The organism is Desulfoglaeba alkanexedens ALDC, assembly GCF_005377625.1.
Taxonomy (GTDB): domain Bacteria; phylum Desulfobacterota; class Syntrophobacteria; order Syntrophobacterales; family DSM-9756; genus Desulfoglaeba; species Desulfoglaeba alkanexedens.
Genome location: NZ_CP040098.1, coordinates 2866522 through 2881756, shown reverse-complemented (window position 1 = coordinate 2881756; position 15235 = coordinate 2866522). Strand labels below are relative to the sequence as shown.

At 60.9% G+C, this 15235-nt stretch carries 13 protein-coding genes and 1 other RNA gene; 13 read left to right on the top strand and 1 reads right to left on the bottom strand.

The features are described from left to right. The first annotated feature begins 51 nt into the window (after positions 1 to 51). The 10 genes from lpxA (at position 52) to FDQ92_RS12995 (ending at position 11801) form a co-directional block, all read left to right on the top strand. Positions 52 to 825 carry an acyl-ACP--UDP-N-acetylglucosamine O-acyltransferase gene (lpxA, locus tag FDQ92_RS13040; RefSeq protein WP_137425845.1) on the top strand — a complete coding sequence of 258 codons (774 nt, stop codon included), beginning with the start codon at positions 52 to 54 and terminating at the stop codon, positions 823 to 825. Positions 826 to 843: 18 nt separating this feature from the next. After that, positions 844 to 2784: a UDP-2,3-diacylglucosamine diphosphatase LpxI domain-containing protein gene (lpxI, locus tag FDQ92_RS15770; protein ID WP_246041729.1), complete on the top strand. Its 1941-nt coding sequence runs from the start codon at positions 844 to 846 to the stop codon at positions 2782 to 2784. Continuing rightward, complete coding sequence (gene lpxB / locus FDQ92_RS13030) at positions 2757 to 3935, top strand: lipid-A-disaccharide synthase (RefSeq protein WP_137425296.1); 1179 nt, start codon at positions 2757 to 2759, stop codon at positions 3933 to 3935. The genes lpxI and lpxB overlap by 28 nt, the downstream gene beginning before the upstream one ends. Continuing rightward, the gene (msbA, locus tag FDQ92_RS13025; protein ID WP_137425295.1) at positions 3926 to 5671 is read left to right on the top strand and encodes a lipid A export permease/ATP-binding protein MsbA; all 1746 of its coding nucleotides are present in this window, start codon (positions 3926 to 3928) and stop codon (positions 5669 to 5671) included. The genes lpxB and msbA overlap by 10 nt, the downstream gene beginning before the upstream one ends. A 5-nt stretch (positions 5672 to 5676) precedes the next feature. Further along, positions 5677 to 6978, top strand: coding sequence for a 3-deoxy-D-manno-octulosonic acid transferase (locus FDQ92_RS13020; protein ID WP_137425294.1), 1302 nt, complete (start codon positions 5677 to 5679; stop codon positions 6976 to 6978). Positions 6979 to 7421: 443 nt separating this feature from the next. Then, positions 7422 to 7703 (top strand): HPr family phosphocarrier protein, encoded by a 282-nt coding sequence (locus FDQ92_RS13015; RefSeq protein WP_137425293.1) that lies wholly within the window; start codon positions 7422 to 7424, stop codon positions 7701 to 7703. 206 nt (positions 7704 to 7909) lie between these two features. Continuing rightward, entirely contained in the window at positions 7910 to 9733 is a 1824-nt protein-coding gene (ptsP, locus tag FDQ92_RS13010) for a phosphoenolpyruvate--protein phosphotransferase (protein ID WP_137425292.1), read from the top strand. Positions 9734 to 9768: 35 nt separating this feature from the next. Continuing rightward, entirely contained in the window at positions 9769 to 10263 is a 495-nt protein-coding gene (gene smpB, locus FDQ92_RS13005; RefSeq protein ID WP_137425291.1) for an SsrA-binding protein SmpB, read from the top strand. A 365-nt stretch (positions 10264 to 10628) separates the two neighbouring features. Then, positions 10629 to 10983: a transfer-messenger RNA gene (ssrA, locus tag FDQ92_RS13000) on the top strand. A gap of 269 nt (positions 10984 to 11252) precedes the next feature. Next, positions 11253 to 11801 (top strand): YcbK family protein, encoded by a 549-nt coding sequence (locus FDQ92_RS12995; RefSeq protein WP_137425290.1) that lies wholly within the window; start codon positions 11253 to 11255, stop codon positions 11799 to 11801. Between the two features lie 37 nt (positions 11802 to 11838). Here the strand turns inward: FDQ92_RS12995 and FDQ92_RS12990 are convergent, their stop codons facing one another. Beyond that, positions 11839 to 13536: a L,D-transpeptidase family protein gene (locus FDQ92_RS12990; protein ID WP_137425289.1), complete on the bottom strand. Its 1698-nt coding sequence runs from the start codon at positions 13534 to 13536 to the stop codon at positions 11839 to 11841. 263 nt (positions 13537 to 13799) lie between these two features. On the opposite strand from FDQ92_RS12990, the gene FDQ92_RS12985 reads away from it, so the two are divergent. The 3 genes from FDQ92_RS12985 to atpB all read left to right on the top strand — a co-directional run bounded on the left by FDQ92_RS12985 (position 13800) and on the right by atpB (position 15234). Then, entirely contained in the window at positions 13800 to 14024 is a 225-nt protein-coding gene (locus tag FDQ92_RS12985) for an AtpZ/AtpI family protein (protein WP_211341276.1), read from the top strand. A gap of 22 nt (positions 14025 to 14046) precedes the next feature. After that, the gene (locus FDQ92_RS12980) at positions 14047 to 14457 is read left to right on the top strand and encodes an ATP synthase subunit I (RefSeq protein WP_137425287.1); all 411 of its coding nucleotides are present in this window, start codon (positions 14047 to 14049) and stop codon (positions 14455 to 14457) included. A 102-nt stretch (positions 14458 to 14559) separates the two neighbouring features. Continuing rightward, on the top strand, positions 14560 to 15234 hold the full coding sequence (gene atpB, locus FDQ92_RS12975) for a F0F1 ATP synthase subunit A (RefSeq protein ID WP_137425286.1): 675 nt from the start codon (positions 14560 to 14562) through the stop codon (positions 15232 to 15234). Position 15235 lies beyond the last annotated feature (1 nt).

Here is a 15235-nt window from a genome sequence, read left to right as displayed (position 1 = left end):
AGGCCATTCGCCGAAGCGCAAGTGAACCCCACGGAGGCGGCAAGGGAAATCATGGAGATCCACCCGACAGCGATTGTAGATCCCAAGGCCGAACTGGCGGACACCGTAGTGGTGCACGCCTACAGCGTGATCGGACCCAACGTGACGATCGGATCCGGAACAGTGGTCGGAGCCCATGCCATGATCGACGGATGGACGACCATCGGAGAAGACAACCAGATCTTCCCCTTTTCGGCCATCGGTTTCGCTCCGCAGGACCTCAAGTACCGGGGCGGCCCGACGCGGCTCGTCATCGGCAACCGGAACATCATCCGCGAATACGCCACGATCCATCGGGGAACCGAAGGGGGAGGCGGCGTCACGCGGATGGGCGACGACAACCTCATCATGGCCTACGCCCACGTGGCCCACGACTGCGTCATCGGAAGCGGTGTGATCATGGCCAACGCCGCCACACTCGCTGGACACGTCCACATCGACGACCACGCGGTGGTCGGAGGTCTTTCCGCGGTGCACCAGTTCGTGCGGATCGGCACGCACGCCTACATCGGCGGGATGGCCGGGATCAACAAGGATATTCCGCCCTACATGCTGGTATCCGGCGTTCCCGCCAAGCTTTACGGGCCGAACTTCATCGGGCTCAAAAGGAAGGGCTTTTCCGACGAAACGATCCTCGCGCTCAAACGGGCCTACAAGACGCTTTTCCGATCCGGCCTGACACTGCAGGAAGCCCTCGAAAGGGCGGATCAGGAATCGGACCATGTGCCTGAAGTGAAGATCCTGGTGGATTTCGTCCGGCATTCCGAAAGGGGCGTGACTCGGTGACGGGAGATCGGCCGCGCCGTGCTTTGGCATTGTGAGACGACCATGAGCGAAGAACACACCACTCTGTCCCGCCGGCGCATCGGCCTGATCGCGGGCGGCGGCCAGTTTCCGCTTCTTTTCGCGGAAGGTGCCTGCCGTGCCGGCTACACGGTGACCGCCGTGGGCTTTGAGGGCGAAACCGACCCCGCCTTGGCCGATCACGTGGAAAGCCTCCACTGGGTCAAGCTGGGTCAGCTGAGCCGCCTGATCAAGGCTTTCCGCAAGGATGGCATCCGGCGCGCCGCTATGGCCGGGTCCATCAACAAGACGAAGCTTTATGCCCGCATCCGGCCGGACTGGCGCGCGCTGAAGCTCCTGCGGAACCTGCACAACAAGAAGGACGACTCCCTCCTGCGGGCCCTGGCGGCGGAACTGGAAAGCGAGGGCATCCGGATTGAGCCTTCCACGCTTTTTTTGCCGTCTCTGCTGGCCCCGGAAGGGATCCTCACCCGGAGAAAACCCAACGCCAGGGAGCGGCTCGACGTGGAATTCGGGTGGGAACTGGCCAAGGCCGTCGGGCACTTGGACATCGGCCAGTGCCTGGTGGTCAAGGACCAGTCCGTGCTGGCGGTGGAAGGAATAGACGGTACCGACGCCACCATACGCCGCGGCGGCGCCCTCTGCGCGGAAGGTGCCGTGGTGGTCAAAGTCTGCAAACCGATCCAGGACATCCGGTTCGATGTGCCCGTCGTGGGGCCGACGACGATCCAGGCCATGAAGGACGTCAAGGCCAAGGTGCTGGCCGTGGAAGCCGGCCGCACCCTCATCTTCGACTTGGAGGAGACGGTCGCCGAAGCCGACCGAGCCGGGATCACCATCGTGGCGCGAAAAGGCGGCGAGGCTCCGGTGGAGCCCGAGGTCACGGCTGAGCCTGCGGGAAAGGACGCCGGCCGCGGCTCCGCCGAAAAGCCGCTTCCCCGGGTCTTCGTCACCTGTGAACGGGCGCCCGATGCCGTTCGAGTCGGCGTCGTCGGGGTCGGTTACCTGGGCTTCTTTCATGCTCAGAAATACGCCGGGCTCCCGTCGGCGAATCTCGTGGGGGTGGCAGACATCAACCGGTCCCGCGCCGAAGAAGTGGCCAAGGCTGTTCAAACTCAAGCGTACACGAGCCACCGGGAACTCCTGGGCCGCGTGGACGCGGTGAGCATTGCCACGCCCACCCCGGAGCATTACGCCATCGCTCGTGATTTTCTGGAAGCCGGCGTCCACGTGCTGGTCGAGAAACCCATGACGCCGTCGCTTGCCGAAGCGGACGACTTGGTGGCGCTGGCCAGACGGAAGCAGCGCGTCCTCCAGGTAGGCCACCTGGAACGGTTCAATCCCGCCTTCCGCACCGTAGCCCCTCACATCCGGCATCCCATGTTCATCGAAGCCCATCGGTTGGCCCTTTTCAACGAACGCGGAATCGAAGTCAACGTGGTCCTGGATTTAATGATCCACGACATCGACATCGCGCTCCACCTGGTCCGGTCCCCCGTGGTCAAGATCTCGGCTTCCGGCGTTCCGGTGCTCACGGCGCTTCCGGACATTGCCAACGTGAGGATCGAGTTCGCCAATAGAGCAGTCGCGAACCTCACCGCCAGCCGGATATCGGTCAAGAACCTGCGCCGGATCCGGATCTTCCAGGCCGACTGTTACCTGGTGGCGGACTACGGCATCCGCCGCGCCTTCATGTACCGAAAGGAACCCGACCTGGAGGAGTCGGGGTTTCCGGAAATTTCGGCGGAAGAGTTGGAAGTGGAGGAACGGGACGCGCTGGAAGAAGAAATCGGAGCCTTCATCGAGTCTGTCCGGAGTGGTTGCCCACCCTGCGTGGACGGCGAGCAAGGCCGGAACGCCCTGGCCGTGGCGCTGGAGATATCCCGGCAGATCCAGGAGTCGATACAGGCCCTGTGGCGGAAAAGCGAAGCGAGGCCGTGAAGATCTTTCTGAGCGCCGGTGAGGCTTCGGGAGACCTGCACGGCGCCTCGCTCCTGCGGCAACTGCGTCGGCTGGACCCTCACGTCTCCGCCGCCTGCCTCGGCGGCGATCGGCTGGCTGCCGAAGGTGCCCGGCTGGTCGGCCATTATCGTGATCTTTCACTCATCGGCGTCATGGAAGTGTTCGGGCGGGCGAAAGCCATTGCGCACACATGGCGGCGCGTGGCCGGCCATCTCCGGGATGAACGACCCGACTTGGTCGTTCTCATCGATTTCCCCGACTTCAACTTCATTCTGGGCCGATTGGCTCACCGGCTCGGCATCAAGGTCTTTCACTATATCAGCCCCCAGGTGTGGGCCTGGAGGCCGGGGCGCGTCCGGACTCTGAAGAAGTTCGTGGACCGAATGGCGGTGATCCTTCCCTTTGAAGAAGCCTTCTACCGCCGGCACGGCCTGGAAGTGACCTACGTGGGCCATCCGCTGATGGACCACATACATTCGGCGCCCTCGAAAGCGCAGGCCTTCGAGCGGTACCGGAGGGTTCCGGGAGGCTCCGGGAGAGGCGGTTCACGGACGGGTCCCGTTGTGGGACTTCTGCCCGGAAGCCGTCCCGGGGAAGTTCGGCGCCTGTTTCCCGTCCTCCTTCATACCGCGGAAATCCTGGCCCGCCGGTTTTCCGGCGTGCGCTTCCTGGTTCCGGCGGCTGATATTGAACTGGTTCCCGTCCTTGAAGCGACGGCCGGCGAACACCGGCTTCCCCTTCGGGTGGTGGCCGAAGATCCCTACGGCGTGATCCGGGCCTGCGACCTGGTCGTCACCGCTTCCGGGACCGTCACCCTGGAAACGGCCCTCCTGGGAACCCCCATGGTCATTATTTACAAGGTTTCACCCTTTGAATACACTTTAGGGCGACACTTGGTGCGCGTCGAACACATCGGCCTTCCCAACCTGATTGCCGGCGAACGGGTCTGCCCGGAACTCGTCCAGGGCGACGCTTCGCCCGAACGCATCGCGGCGGAGGCCGCCTCGCTGCTCGAAGACGACGCGCACCGCAAGGCTCAGATGGAACGCCTCAAAGACGTCGCCCGGAAACTGGGCACCCCGGGCGTGGCGGAACGGGTCGCGAGGATGGTTTGGGACGCATGTCGTTAGAAAAATCCGTAGCCTTGAACATCCTGAGACGCCTGCTGAAACTCCTGAAGCCGTTTTGGCGGCCGCTGGCCGTCGCGGCGGTCTGCATGATCGGCGTGTCCGCCTTCACCGCCCTGACCGCCTACCTCATCAAACCGGTCATGGACGAAATCTTCGTCGAAAAGAACTTCACCATGTTGCAACTCATGCCGCTGGTCTTCCTGGCAGTGTCTCTTTTGAAGGTAATTTGCCAGTGGGGAAGCGACTATTTTCTGGAATCAGTGGGACTGACGATCATTTCCGTCCTTCGCGAGAAGCTCTACAACCACATTCAGGACATGCCCTTGCATTTTTTCGACCGTCATTCGACGGGCGTGCTCATGAGTCGCATCACCCACGACGTGAACGAGGTTCAAAACGCCGTGACCAAGGCGTGCACGGGCATCATTAAGGACACGTTCAGTATCATCGGCCTCATGTTCGTGGTCTTCTACCAGAACTGGCGGCTCGCCATCATCGCCGTGGGCGTGCTCCCGCTCGCCTTTTATCCCCTGGTCCGCTTCAGCATGCGCCTCAGGAAACTGGCCACGAAGCGTCAGAAGAACTTCGGCGACCTGAACGTCATCTTGCATGAAACGTTCAGTGGAGCGCGCATCGTCAAGGCTTTCGCCATGGAAGACTACGAGAAGGAGCGGTTTTCCTTCCAGAATCAAAAGCTGCTCCGCTACCAGCTGAAGTCCGTGAAGATCGATGCCCTGTCATCGCCGCTCATGGAATTCATCGGATCCGTCGGCGTTTCCGCCATCATCGGCTACGGCGGCTACCAGGTGATCCAGGGCATGTCCACGCCGGGGACCTTCTTTTCCTTTCTGGGCGCCCTGCTCATGCTTTACAAACCGGCGAAGAATCTGAACAAGCTGAACAACACCCTGCAAAAAGGCATCGCATCCGCCGTGCGAGTCTACGAGGTGCTGGACGAAAAGAGCTCCCTGGTCGAAAAACCCAACGCCATGGAAATGCCTCCGGTTCGGGGATCTGTGGAATTCAGGCACGTGAGCTTCGCCTACGATGTGGACCCGGTGCTCAGCGATGTCCACTTCAGCGTCCGGCCCGGCCAGGTGGTGGCGCTGGTGGGCAGCAGCGGCGGCGGAAAAACCACCCTGGTGAACCTCATCCCCCGCTTCTACGACGTGACCTCCGGAGCCGTCCTCATCGACGGCATAGACGTTCGGGACGTAACCCTCCGGTCCCTCCGCAGCCAGATCGCCATGGTCACCCAGCAGACCTTCCTGTTCAACGATACGGTGCGAAACAACATCGCCTACGGGGACCTGAGCAAATCGGAGGAGGACGTGGTGCGCGCCGCTAGAGCGGCTTACGCGTATGATTTCATTCGGAATCTGCCGGAGGGATTCGATACGCTGATCGGCGAACAGGGCGTGAAGCTTTCCGGCGGCCAGCGCCAGCGATTGTGTATCGCCCGGGCCTTGCTTCGGGACGCTCCGATCCTGATCCTTGACGAGGCCACCTCGTCGCTCGACAGCGAATCCGAATTGGAAGTCCAGAAGGCGCTGGAGAACCTCATGGCTGGGCGCACCACGTTCGTGATAGCCCACCGGCTGTCCACCGTCCAGTTCGCCGATCGAATCCTGGTGATCGCCGGGGGGCGCATCGTGGAGGACGGCACCCACCGGACGCTTCTGACGCGGCAGGGAGAATACCGCCGGCTCTACGACATCCAGTTTCAACACAACTGACGCGCATGAACAGGCTCTATTCCTTTCTGTGCGCGGCCGGCGCGGCCGCCGCCTGGCCCTGGGTGGCGCTGTACTATGCCATCCGTGCACGAACGGACGGCAAGTACGGCCGAAGCCGCCGGTTTCGGCTCGGCCTGGCCGTGCCCGATTTCACCGCCGCCGATCCCGTCTGGATCCACGCCCTTTCGGTCGGCGAAACCCTATCCGCAGTTCCCCTGGTCATGGAACTCCGCCGGCGCCTCCCGGCCGTTCCCCTGGTTTTCTCCGTCGGAACCGAGTCGGGTTACCGGATTGCGACGGCTCGACTTTCGAACCGGGTGGAAACCGTCTTTTTTCTCCCGCACGACTTCCCCTGGGCCGTGAAAAAGCTGCTCCACCGCCTCAGTCCGCGGGCCTTCATCCTCGTGGAAACCGACCTGTGGCCCAACCTTCTTTTGGGGCTCAAGCGCCGAGGGATTCCGTCGGTCTGCGTCAACGCCCGCCTGTCCCCCAAGTCTCACAAGCGTTTCCGCCGGTTCCGCCCCTTCGCTGCAGCGCTTTACGGCCTCATGGACGCCGTTTTCACCCAGTCCCGGGAAGACCGCAAGCGGCTGGCCGCCCTGGGAGTTTCACGGGGCCGCTTGCACGTCTGCGGAAACCTCAAGTTCGACCTGGCACTCCTCGAAGCCCCCGAAACCGACGGAGCCGCTCTTCGACGCCGGATGGAGATTCCGCTTGAACGGCCGGTGTGGATCGCCGGGAGTACGCACCCGGGTGAAGAAAGCGTACTGCTTGAAGCCCACGCCGCGCTAAGCCGGGAACTGGACGATCCGCTCCTGATTCTCGCCCCTCGGCATATCCAGCGAGCGGCCCAAATCATCGCCCTGTGCAGGGAACGGGGACTTCCCACGGGCCGCCGCAGTCTCGAAGAAACCGCTCGAGGCCGGTCGGTTTTCCTCCTCGATTCCCTCGGTGAATTGGCTCGGTTTTATGCCGCGGCCGACACGGCCTTCATCGGAGGAAGCCTGGTTCCCTTCGGCGGCCACAACCCTCTGGAAGCCGCCGTCCATGGAACGCCCTGCCTCTGGGGTCCTCACCTTTTCAACTTCCGCGAAATCGAATCCCTGCTGCTGGAACGCGGGTGCGGAGAACGGGTGCGAAACGCGGGGGATATCCGTGAGAAATGCCTGGAACGGCTGCAGGGACCGGCTTTCCGTCGGCGAACCGGTGAAGCCTGCCGCCGGGCTGTCTACGACCACGCGGGGACGGCCGGCCGCATCGTCGGCCGACTGTGCGACGGAGGGTTCTTCAGGCGGCGGGGCCCATGAGCAGCCGGTAGAACCAAGCACCGGCGGCGAGAATCCCGGATGCCGGACCCGGTAATACGCGCCGATATTCAGCGGCGATCCATGCCGTGAGAAGGGCCGAACCCACTCCGTTTATGGGAGAGGGTTTGGGTGAGGGTGAGAAAACTAATGTATGTTAGTCAGTTACATTCCCCTCCCCTTAATCCCCTCCCACAAGGGGAGGGGAAATAGAATTTGGCATCAAATATTTGTCTATTATTTTCTATGCTACCAAGATTTTGAACATCCTCCATCATGAGAGACGCCCGCCATCAGTGCCTTTTATTACGGCTTGATCGCTCGCTTCAAGCCCATCTTTCCACAGGTCGTCGGTCCGGACCTTCAGTTGACTTCGCGCCGGCCATGTGATAAGAGACGCGCAAAAATTCGACCCAGGCGGGAGCAGGCGACGCTTGAGCACAGTTATGTCAGACAACACGGCCTTGGAGCAGGAGTTTACAGTTTCGAATAGACTGGGTCTTCACGCCAGGGTCGCGGCTCAAATCGTCAAGGTGGCGTCCTCGTTTGAAGCGGAAATCTGGTTCGTCAAGGACAAAACCAGCGTGAGCGCGAAGAATATCTTGGATGTCCTCAGCCTGCAATGCCCTCATGGATGCAAGGTGCGCGTGATTTCCAGGGGGACGGATGCAGCGGCTGCGCTGAAAGCCGTTGCTCAGCTTTTCAAGAGCAAGTTTGGAGAGACGTGAGTCCAAGCCGGCCGAAGATGCCCACCGGTGAAGGGCGCGCTCTTTCAAGGGTTGGCGCGCACGGTTGCCGGCCTGTGGTGACCCGCTGACGTTCATCCATTTCCATCAAAATCAACGCCGAGACAGCGCGCACAGGCTTCCCGTTCGTCGGCCGGACCGCGGTTTCTCGGTTTTTTCATGGCCTTCGGACGAGCCTGTAGCGCTCAATGGTGCACGCATTGCTCATGGACGGTACTCCCACCACAGTTCAGGGAATCGGGGTGTCACCGGGTATCGCCATCGGAAAGGCTTACCTGGTGGATCACGGATCCACACCCATTGCGTTTCACAAGCTTTCGGGCGCCGCAGCCGAGGCCGAGGAGGCGGCGCGTTTCGAAGAGGCGGTGGCCAAGGCGGAACGGGATCTGCAGGCCATCAAGGAATCCATCCATCCGGATCTGAAGGAACACCTCCACATTCTGGACGCCCACCAGGTGATCCTGCGGGACCGGCTGATTTATGATGAAACGCTTCGGATCATCCGGGAAGAGAAACTGAACGCCCAGTGGGCGCTGAAGCGGTCGCTCAGGAAGGTCCACGAATTGTTCGCCTCCCTCGAAGACGAATACATCCGGAGCCGCGTTTCGGACGTGGACAGCGTCGGAGAGCGGATCCTTCGAAACCTGGCGGGCCAGGAAGATCTGGCCATTCAGGGCATCCGGGAACGGGTGATCATCGTGGCCAAGGACCTCTCAGCGGCCGACGCCGCTCAACTTCAGCTCGAGCGGACCCTAGGGCTGGTGACGGAAATGGGAGGCCGAACCTCGCACACCTCCATCCTCGCCCGAGCGCTTGGGATTCCCGCCGTGGTGGGCGCGGAAAAGGCTTCCCGGATCATCCACACCGGGGACATCCTCATCATCGACGGGGCTTCCGGAAAAGTCATCATCAACCCGAGCGAGGATCAGATCGGTTTCTATTATGAACTCCAGGAAGCCCTCGAAAATTACCTCAAGGAAATCAACCGCAAGGCCCACCTTCCCGCCCTCACCACCGACCGGTACCGGGTCCGGGTCGAAGCCAACATCGAATTGCTGGAAGAGGTGGTCGCGGCCAAGGACAACGGCGCCGAATCCATCGGTCTCTATCGCACGGAATTCTTCTTCATGAACCGGGACACGGCCCCGGAGGAAGAGGAGCTCTACCAGGAATATCGGGAACTTGCCGAGCTCATGGCTCCCCAGACCGTAACCATGCGAACGCTGGACCTGGGTGCTGAGAAACTCGGCCCCTGGTTCGCTCACCCCGAACAGGTGAATCCCGCGCTCGGCCTACGCGCCATCCGCCTCTGCCTCCAACATCAGGAGCTCTTTCGCACGCAACTTCGAGCGATCCTGAGAGCGAGCGCCGTCGCCCGGAACATCCAGCTCTTGTTTCCCCTCATTTCGGGCGTCGGAGAACTTTATGAGGCCAAGCGGGTGCTCAACGAAGTCCGGGGCGATCTGGAACGCCGGCGCATCCCTTTCGATCCCGACCTGCGCCTGGGCATCATGATGGAAGTTCCGTCCGCTGTGGCCGTGGCGGATCTCCTCGCCCTGGAAGTGGACTTTTTCAGTATCGGCACCAACGACCTGATCCAGTACAGCCTCGCCATCGATCGAGTCAACGAGCACGTGGCGTACCTTTTCGACCCGCTCCACCCGGGAATCCTCCGAATGATCAAGCAGGTGGTGGATACGGGCCACCGGGCGGGAATTCCCGTTACGGTCTGCGGCGAAATGGCCGGCGAACCCATCTACGTGCCGATCTTCCTGGGTTTGGAACTGGACAGCCTGAGCATGAACCCCCAATCCGTGCCCCGGGTCAAGAACCTCATCCGCCGCTCCGTTCTCGCCCACTGCCGTGTGTTTCTGACCGAGGTGTTGAACATGCGGACCGCCGAGCAGATCCGCATGAGCCTACAGGAGATGGTGCTGCGGACCTTCCCCGAGGAATTCAAGTTTTTCGACCCCAGCGCTCTCAGCCCGAAGCTCAGGACCGCCGTCGCTTAGCCCGCCGGGTTGAAAACGTTTGTGACAGGAAGGCCATGGCAGCCAAGAAAAAAGCACCCAAGGGATCCAAGGACGGAATACGCCTCATTTGCAGCAACAAAAAGGCGCATCACGACTTCGAGATCCTGGAGACTTTCGAGGCGGGCATCGTGCTTCTGGGTTCCGAAGTGAAATCCCTGCGTGAAGGCCGCGCCAACCTCAAGGACAGCCACGCCAAGATCAAGCGGGGCGAAGTCTTTCTTCACGGCGCGCACATCAGCCCCTACTCCTCGGCTTCCTACAACAACCACGAACCGGAAAGGGTGAGAAAGCTGCTTCTCCATCGCCGGGAAATCAAGCGCCTCTTGGGAAAGACCCAGGAACGCGGACTCACCCTGGTGCCGCTCAAAATGTACTTCAAGCAGGGCAAGGTGAAAGTCGAACTGGCCCTCGCCAGGGGCAAGAAGGTCTACGACAAGCGCGAAACCCTCAAACGCAAGCAGGAAGCCCGGGACATGGACCGGATGCGGAAAAAATACAAGGTTCCTTGACCCAAGGTTCCTTGACCCATCGAGGGCATGTATTTCACATTCTATTTCCCCTCCCCTTGTGGGAGGGGAGTAAGGGGAGCGGGGAGAGGAGGATTTTTTGACCTTCGTTATCCTTTTTGCTTAAGGTCTCCGCTTTAGCACGCTACGAAGTTTTTTACAGGAATCGCCGACCGAAGGAGAACTGATACCCTAGGTTCCACTTTGCGGTTTGGGATTCCAGCCGCCTTCCGGCGAAGGAGACTGGCGCAAGCTCATGGCGAGGACCGAGTCACGGCGGCGGCCTCTCGGTACCGTCCAGATGTACCCGGTTGACCTTTTCCTCCTGTGGTATTACAATCCCGTTACAAGTCAACTGGTGCCTCTATGGGGGCGAAAAGGGTTCGACGGAGGTAAAGAAGCTCAAGCTGCATGCCGGGGTCTGCCCGCCCGTAAAACGGACAGGCTTAAAGACAAACGCAGACGATTATGCGTATGCCGTAGCCGCTTAAAGCGGCTACCGTTCCTCCGGTCAGCGCCTGGGTAGCCGGATGGAGCGTCGACTCACCGGGCTAGTCTTCGGAACGGTGCTTCCAGTTCCGCGGGCGAAGCGTGAGGAAGCTGGCTTCGAGAGCATCCGGCCACGGGGAGGCTCGAGAAGCGAGAACCAAAACCGCGGCTAAGCATGTAGATGCTTGTGCGGAATGCCTTCGGACGCGGGTTCGATTCCCGCCGCCTCCACCAGAAACGCACGCAAAGGGTCAGCCGATTCCGGCCGGCCCTTTTTTTTGATGTATCTTCTCATCTCCCCCTCCCCTTAATCCCTTCCCACAAGGGGAGGGGAAATAGAATTTGGCATCAGTCGACGCTTTGAACACTGTCGATCTACGCTTGACAAAGCCGCGTGGATTCCCTTAACGTCGTTCCGGCCTAGGGTCACGCCGGTATTCGCTTCGCCCGGCGGTACGAACGTTCACATTCCAAAAATTGCGTCGAGAGACGAGGGATTCCTCATGACCCGTAGGGAAGCCTTGAAGCTTCTGCTGTTGGGAAATCTGGCGGCGCCCCTGTTTTCCTTTTCTCCGGCAGATGCGGCGCTACCCTCTTATGCACGGTACTGTTCCGGCCGGCTGAACATCTACAACCTTCACACCTGTGAGCACCTGAGTGTTCAGTACATGGACCGATTCGGCCGATTGAACCGGAAAGCCATCGCCAAGCTTCAGCACATCTTCCGCTGCCACCACACCAACCAGGTCCATCCCATCAGCCCGCGTCTCTACATGCTTCTCGACGCCGTGCGTTCCCGCGTGGGCGCCCTGGACAGGCCTTACCTGCTGGTGTCCGGCTACCGTTCCAAGGCCTACAACCGTCTGCTTCGAGAGAACGGCCACGGGGTGGCCCTGAAAAGCTACCATCTCAAGGGAATGGCCGCAGACATTCGCATGGACGGCGTTTCCCTGGAGGATATCCGCCGGGTGGCCGCCACGTTCAGCGCCGGCGGCATCGGCACCTATCCCGAATTCATTCACCTGGACGTGGGACCCGTCCGGTCCTGGTAGTCTTCGCCCCGCAGCCCGATCCCAAAAGGGAGCGTCCTCAGGACAACCCCAGCGCGTCGCTCAGGATTTCGTCCCGCCCGTAAATGTCTTCTCTGAAATGGATCACCCCCGCTTCATCCACCCAGGCTGTCCAGTAGAGCAGATGGACCATGACGGGATGCGGCAGCGGAATCACGTGCCTTTCCCCCGAATCGATCAGCGATTTCACCTGTTCGCGCGTCCAGGAAGTATCGTTTTGCAGCACGAAAAGAGCGAGATCGACGGGGTTTTCGACTCGGATGCAGCCATGGCTCAGCGCCCGCCGAGGCCGGACGAAAAGGTGGCGCTCCGGCGTATCGTGCAGGTAAACGTTGAAGGCGTTGGGAAACATGAACTTGATCCGCCCGAGGGCGTTCCAGGGGCCGGGAAGCTGGCGGATACGGCCGGGAAAATTGTCTTGAGTGACGCGGCTCCAGTCGATCGCCCGCGGATCCAGGACCCGGCTGGACGGGCCCCAACCTGACAGCAGTTCCATGTGATTGGCTTTCAGGAAGCCCGGATCTTTCCGAATTTTCGGGAGATACTCCTTGACGGCGATGCTCGACGGTACGTTCCAGTACGGATTCACCTCGATGTAGCGCATCTTTTCGCTGAAAACGGGGGTCCGCTGGTAACTCTTCCCCACGATGACCCGCATGGTCAGGACCTTTTCCCCGGAGCGGTAAGCTTCCAGCGAAAATCCCGCCACGTTCACCAGGATGTAGCGGTCTCCCAAGTGCCGGGGAAGCCAGCGCCACCTTTCGAGGTTCACGAGGATCTGCCGGAGCCTGGTTTCGGGAGGAACGTTCAAGGATGCCAGGGTCCGCGGCCCCACCACGCCGTCCACGGCCAAGCCGTGGCGTTTCTGAAACCGCCTGACCGCTTCTTCCAGGAACGGGTCGAAAAACTCAGCGGCCGCCACCGGCGCCTCCCCTGCCGGCAGGTCGCCGCTTCGCGCCAGCCGCTCTCGAAGTACGACCACTCGGCGGCTCGTATCGCCCGGGTGCAGGGTCGGCCCCGGTGGAACCTCCGGCCATGAACTCCCCACGACCACGGCCCTCAGCTCCCGGCCCGCCTGGACCAGGCGCCGGTATTCCGGGTGAGGCGGTGCGAAGCGACCCAAAGCGTGGCGGAGGTCGCGGTGTTCCAAGAGGCGTTTAAGCTCGGCGAGGATATCCGTCTTGTGTTTGGGCGAGAGCCAGAGGGGGTGGAACTTCTCCGGGTCCACTTTGCCGCAGGCCAGGTGGGAAGCAAAGATCAGGAACGCATCGGACATGAGAATATCGATGGACGCGAGCCGGACCACATCAGGGGGCCCGCCCTTTTGCGATCTCCGGCGGATGTCGTCCGCCAGGGCTTCGATGCAGCCCAGGTGATAATCCTCGGGGTCGAGCCCGTGGTCCCGAGCGCCGGAAAGGTGCACGGGAAGCTCGTCGCCCAGGTCATTCAGGCCGTTTGCATCCGTCCAGGCGGGAGCGAAGCTCCGGTCTGCGTAAAAGCGGATGAGGTCTTCACCCACATGGATTTTCTGGCAGGCGATGTACAGGGGTCTCGGCTCCGCGGATTGGCCGAGGATCTCCTGGACGGCCCGCGCCGTAGCCGCGTCGGCGACGGCCGTTACGAGGTCCATCCAGCACGGCAGGGAAAGGATCGACAGAAAGACGGCGAGACGTGTATACAGGCGAATGAGGCGCACGGCGACAGGACCTTGGGGCATGGGACTTCCAAACTCCTTTCCGATTCAGGTGGCGTTTGTGATACCGGAGAAAGCGATTCTTGGGTTCGCGTATCGCCTTTCTGACATATCGAGCGCCGTTTGGCAAAGCTTCTACGACGGCCTCATGGCCTTTCCCTTTGCGCACCCCCCGCCGCAGCAGCCGCAGCGTGCACGGCGTCGGCAACCCGAAAAAAAAATGTTTCACAAACTCCCAGGATTGTGGTAGATAAGCTTCCACGTTCGAAAAGACGGTGATGGACCGCATGGGTGATTTCAAGAAGAAGCGGGACGCGATCGAGTACCTGGCACTGGTCACCCAAGTCGGGCTGACCATGGCGGGAAGCATCCTCTTCTGTTTCGTGCTTGGATATTTCCTGGACAAGTGGCTGCACACACGGGGGGTCCTGCTCGTCGTCTTCATCATCTTGGGCATCGCCGGAGGAGGCGTCACCGTCTATCGCCAGATCACGAGGCTTCCGCGTGAATAGTTTGAGGAATAGCAGCGACTCTATGACGACGGGATCAACGGCCGATTTGGCCGAGTACCAAGCGTTTCAGCGGCGGACAGCTCGAAAGATCTTCTCGTTTTCCGTCATGGTGGCCCTTATGATGTATCTACTGGGGTATGCGCCCGCCGCCAAGGGCCTGGTTCTGGGAGCGTTTTTCAGCGTGGTCAATTTCGTGATCATGGCGCAACTGCTTCCCCGCCAGGTGGGGCTCGGCTACCACCGGAAGAAGGCCACGGGAGTCGCTCTTTACTCCATTGTGATCCGTCTGGGTCTACTGGCGGTCCCCCTTTTCGTGGCTCTCAAAAGTGAAGGGTTTCATCTGTGGGCGGTGGTGGTCGGGCTCTTTGCGGTTCCCATCGGGATTCTGGTCGAGCACACGGTCGTTCGGCGGTTCCTGGACCGGATGGCTTGACGGGGGGGCGCGGCCACCGTTCGGACACGCCCCCGGGGACGGCACGAGGTTCGTTGGCCGGCAGGTCGGTGGCACATTGACTGTCAGGGGTTGAGGTTTGCGATGGAAGAACTGACACAGGTATGGGAATGGACGCTGGATGTGGCGGGGTACCGCCTGGTGTTCAACGCCACGACGATCACCATGAGCCTGATAGTGGGGGGTCTTCTGATCGTTTTCGGATGGGCGGCCACGCGGCAGAAGAGCATGATTCCCAACCCCTTCCAGGTGGTGGCCGAGATTTTCGTCGAGAGCTTCTGGAACCTTACGAAAGACGCTTTGGACGAGGACATGGCCAAGACCTACTTCCCGCTGATCTGCGCGCTGTTCATGTTTCTGCTTCTGTGCAACTGGATCGGCATCGTGCCGTGGATGAGCGAACCCACCAAGGACTTGAACACCACGCTGGGGCTCGGCATCTTGGGTTTCTTCCTCGCTCATTACGCCGGGATCCGGACGAAGGGCTTCGCCGCTTACGCCAAGGAGTACTTCCAGCCCGTCTTTTTCATGATGCCCCTCAACGTCATCGGAGAACTGGCCAAGGTGATCTCCATCTCCTTCCGTCTTTACGGCAACATCATGGGCGGCTCGATCATCATCCTGGTGGTCTCCCATCTGGTTTATGGGCTTCTCATACCGCCCTTTCTGTACGCGTTTTTCGGGTTGTTTGTGGGAACCGTTCAGGCCTTTGTGTTCACCATGCTAACGCTCGTCTACATCTCGGTGCAGGTGAAATAAG

Coding starts and splice junctions, on each gene's coding strand:
- lpxA (WP_137425845.1), top strand. CDS start 52: ATGGAGATCCACCCGACAGCGATTGTAGATCCCAAGGCCGAACTGGCG.
- FDQ92_RS12980 (WP_137425287.1), top strand. CDS start 14,047: ATGACGACGGGATCAACGGCCGATTTGGCCGAGTACCAAGCGTTTCAG.
- msbA (WP_137425295.1), top strand. CDS start 3,926: ATGTCGTTAGAAAAATCCGTAGCCTTGAACATCCTGAGACGCCTGCTG.
- FDQ92_RS12985 (WP_211341276.1), top strand. CDS start 13,800: ATGGGTGATTTCAAGAAGAAGCGGGACGCGATCGAGTACCTGGCACTG.
- FDQ92_RS12990 (WP_137425289.1), bottom strand. CDS start 13,536: ATGCCCCAAGGTCCTGTCGCCGTGCGCCTCATTCGCCTGTATACACGT.
- ptsP (WP_137425292.1), top strand. CDS start 7,910: ATGGTGCACGCATTGCTCATGGACGGTACTCCCACCACAGTTCAGGGA.
- FDQ92_RS13015 (WP_137425293.1), top strand. CDS start 7,422: ATGTCAGACAACACGGCCTTGGAGCAGGAGTTTACAGTTTCGAATAGA.
- FDQ92_RS12995 (WP_137425290.1), top strand. CDS start 11,253: ATGACCCGTAGGGAAGCCTTGAAGCTTCTGCTGTTGGGAAATCTGGCG.
- atpB (WP_137425286.1), top strand. CDS start 14,560: ATGGAAGAACTGACACAGGTATGGGAATGGACGCTGGATGTGGCGGGG.
- FDQ92_RS13020 (WP_137425294.1), top strand. CDS start 5,677: ATGAACAGGCTCTATTCCTTTCTGTGCGCGGCCGGCGCGGCCGCCGCC.
- smpB (WP_137425291.1), top strand. CDS start 9,769: ATGGCAGCCAAGAAAAAAGCACCCAAGGGATCCAAGGACGGAATACGC.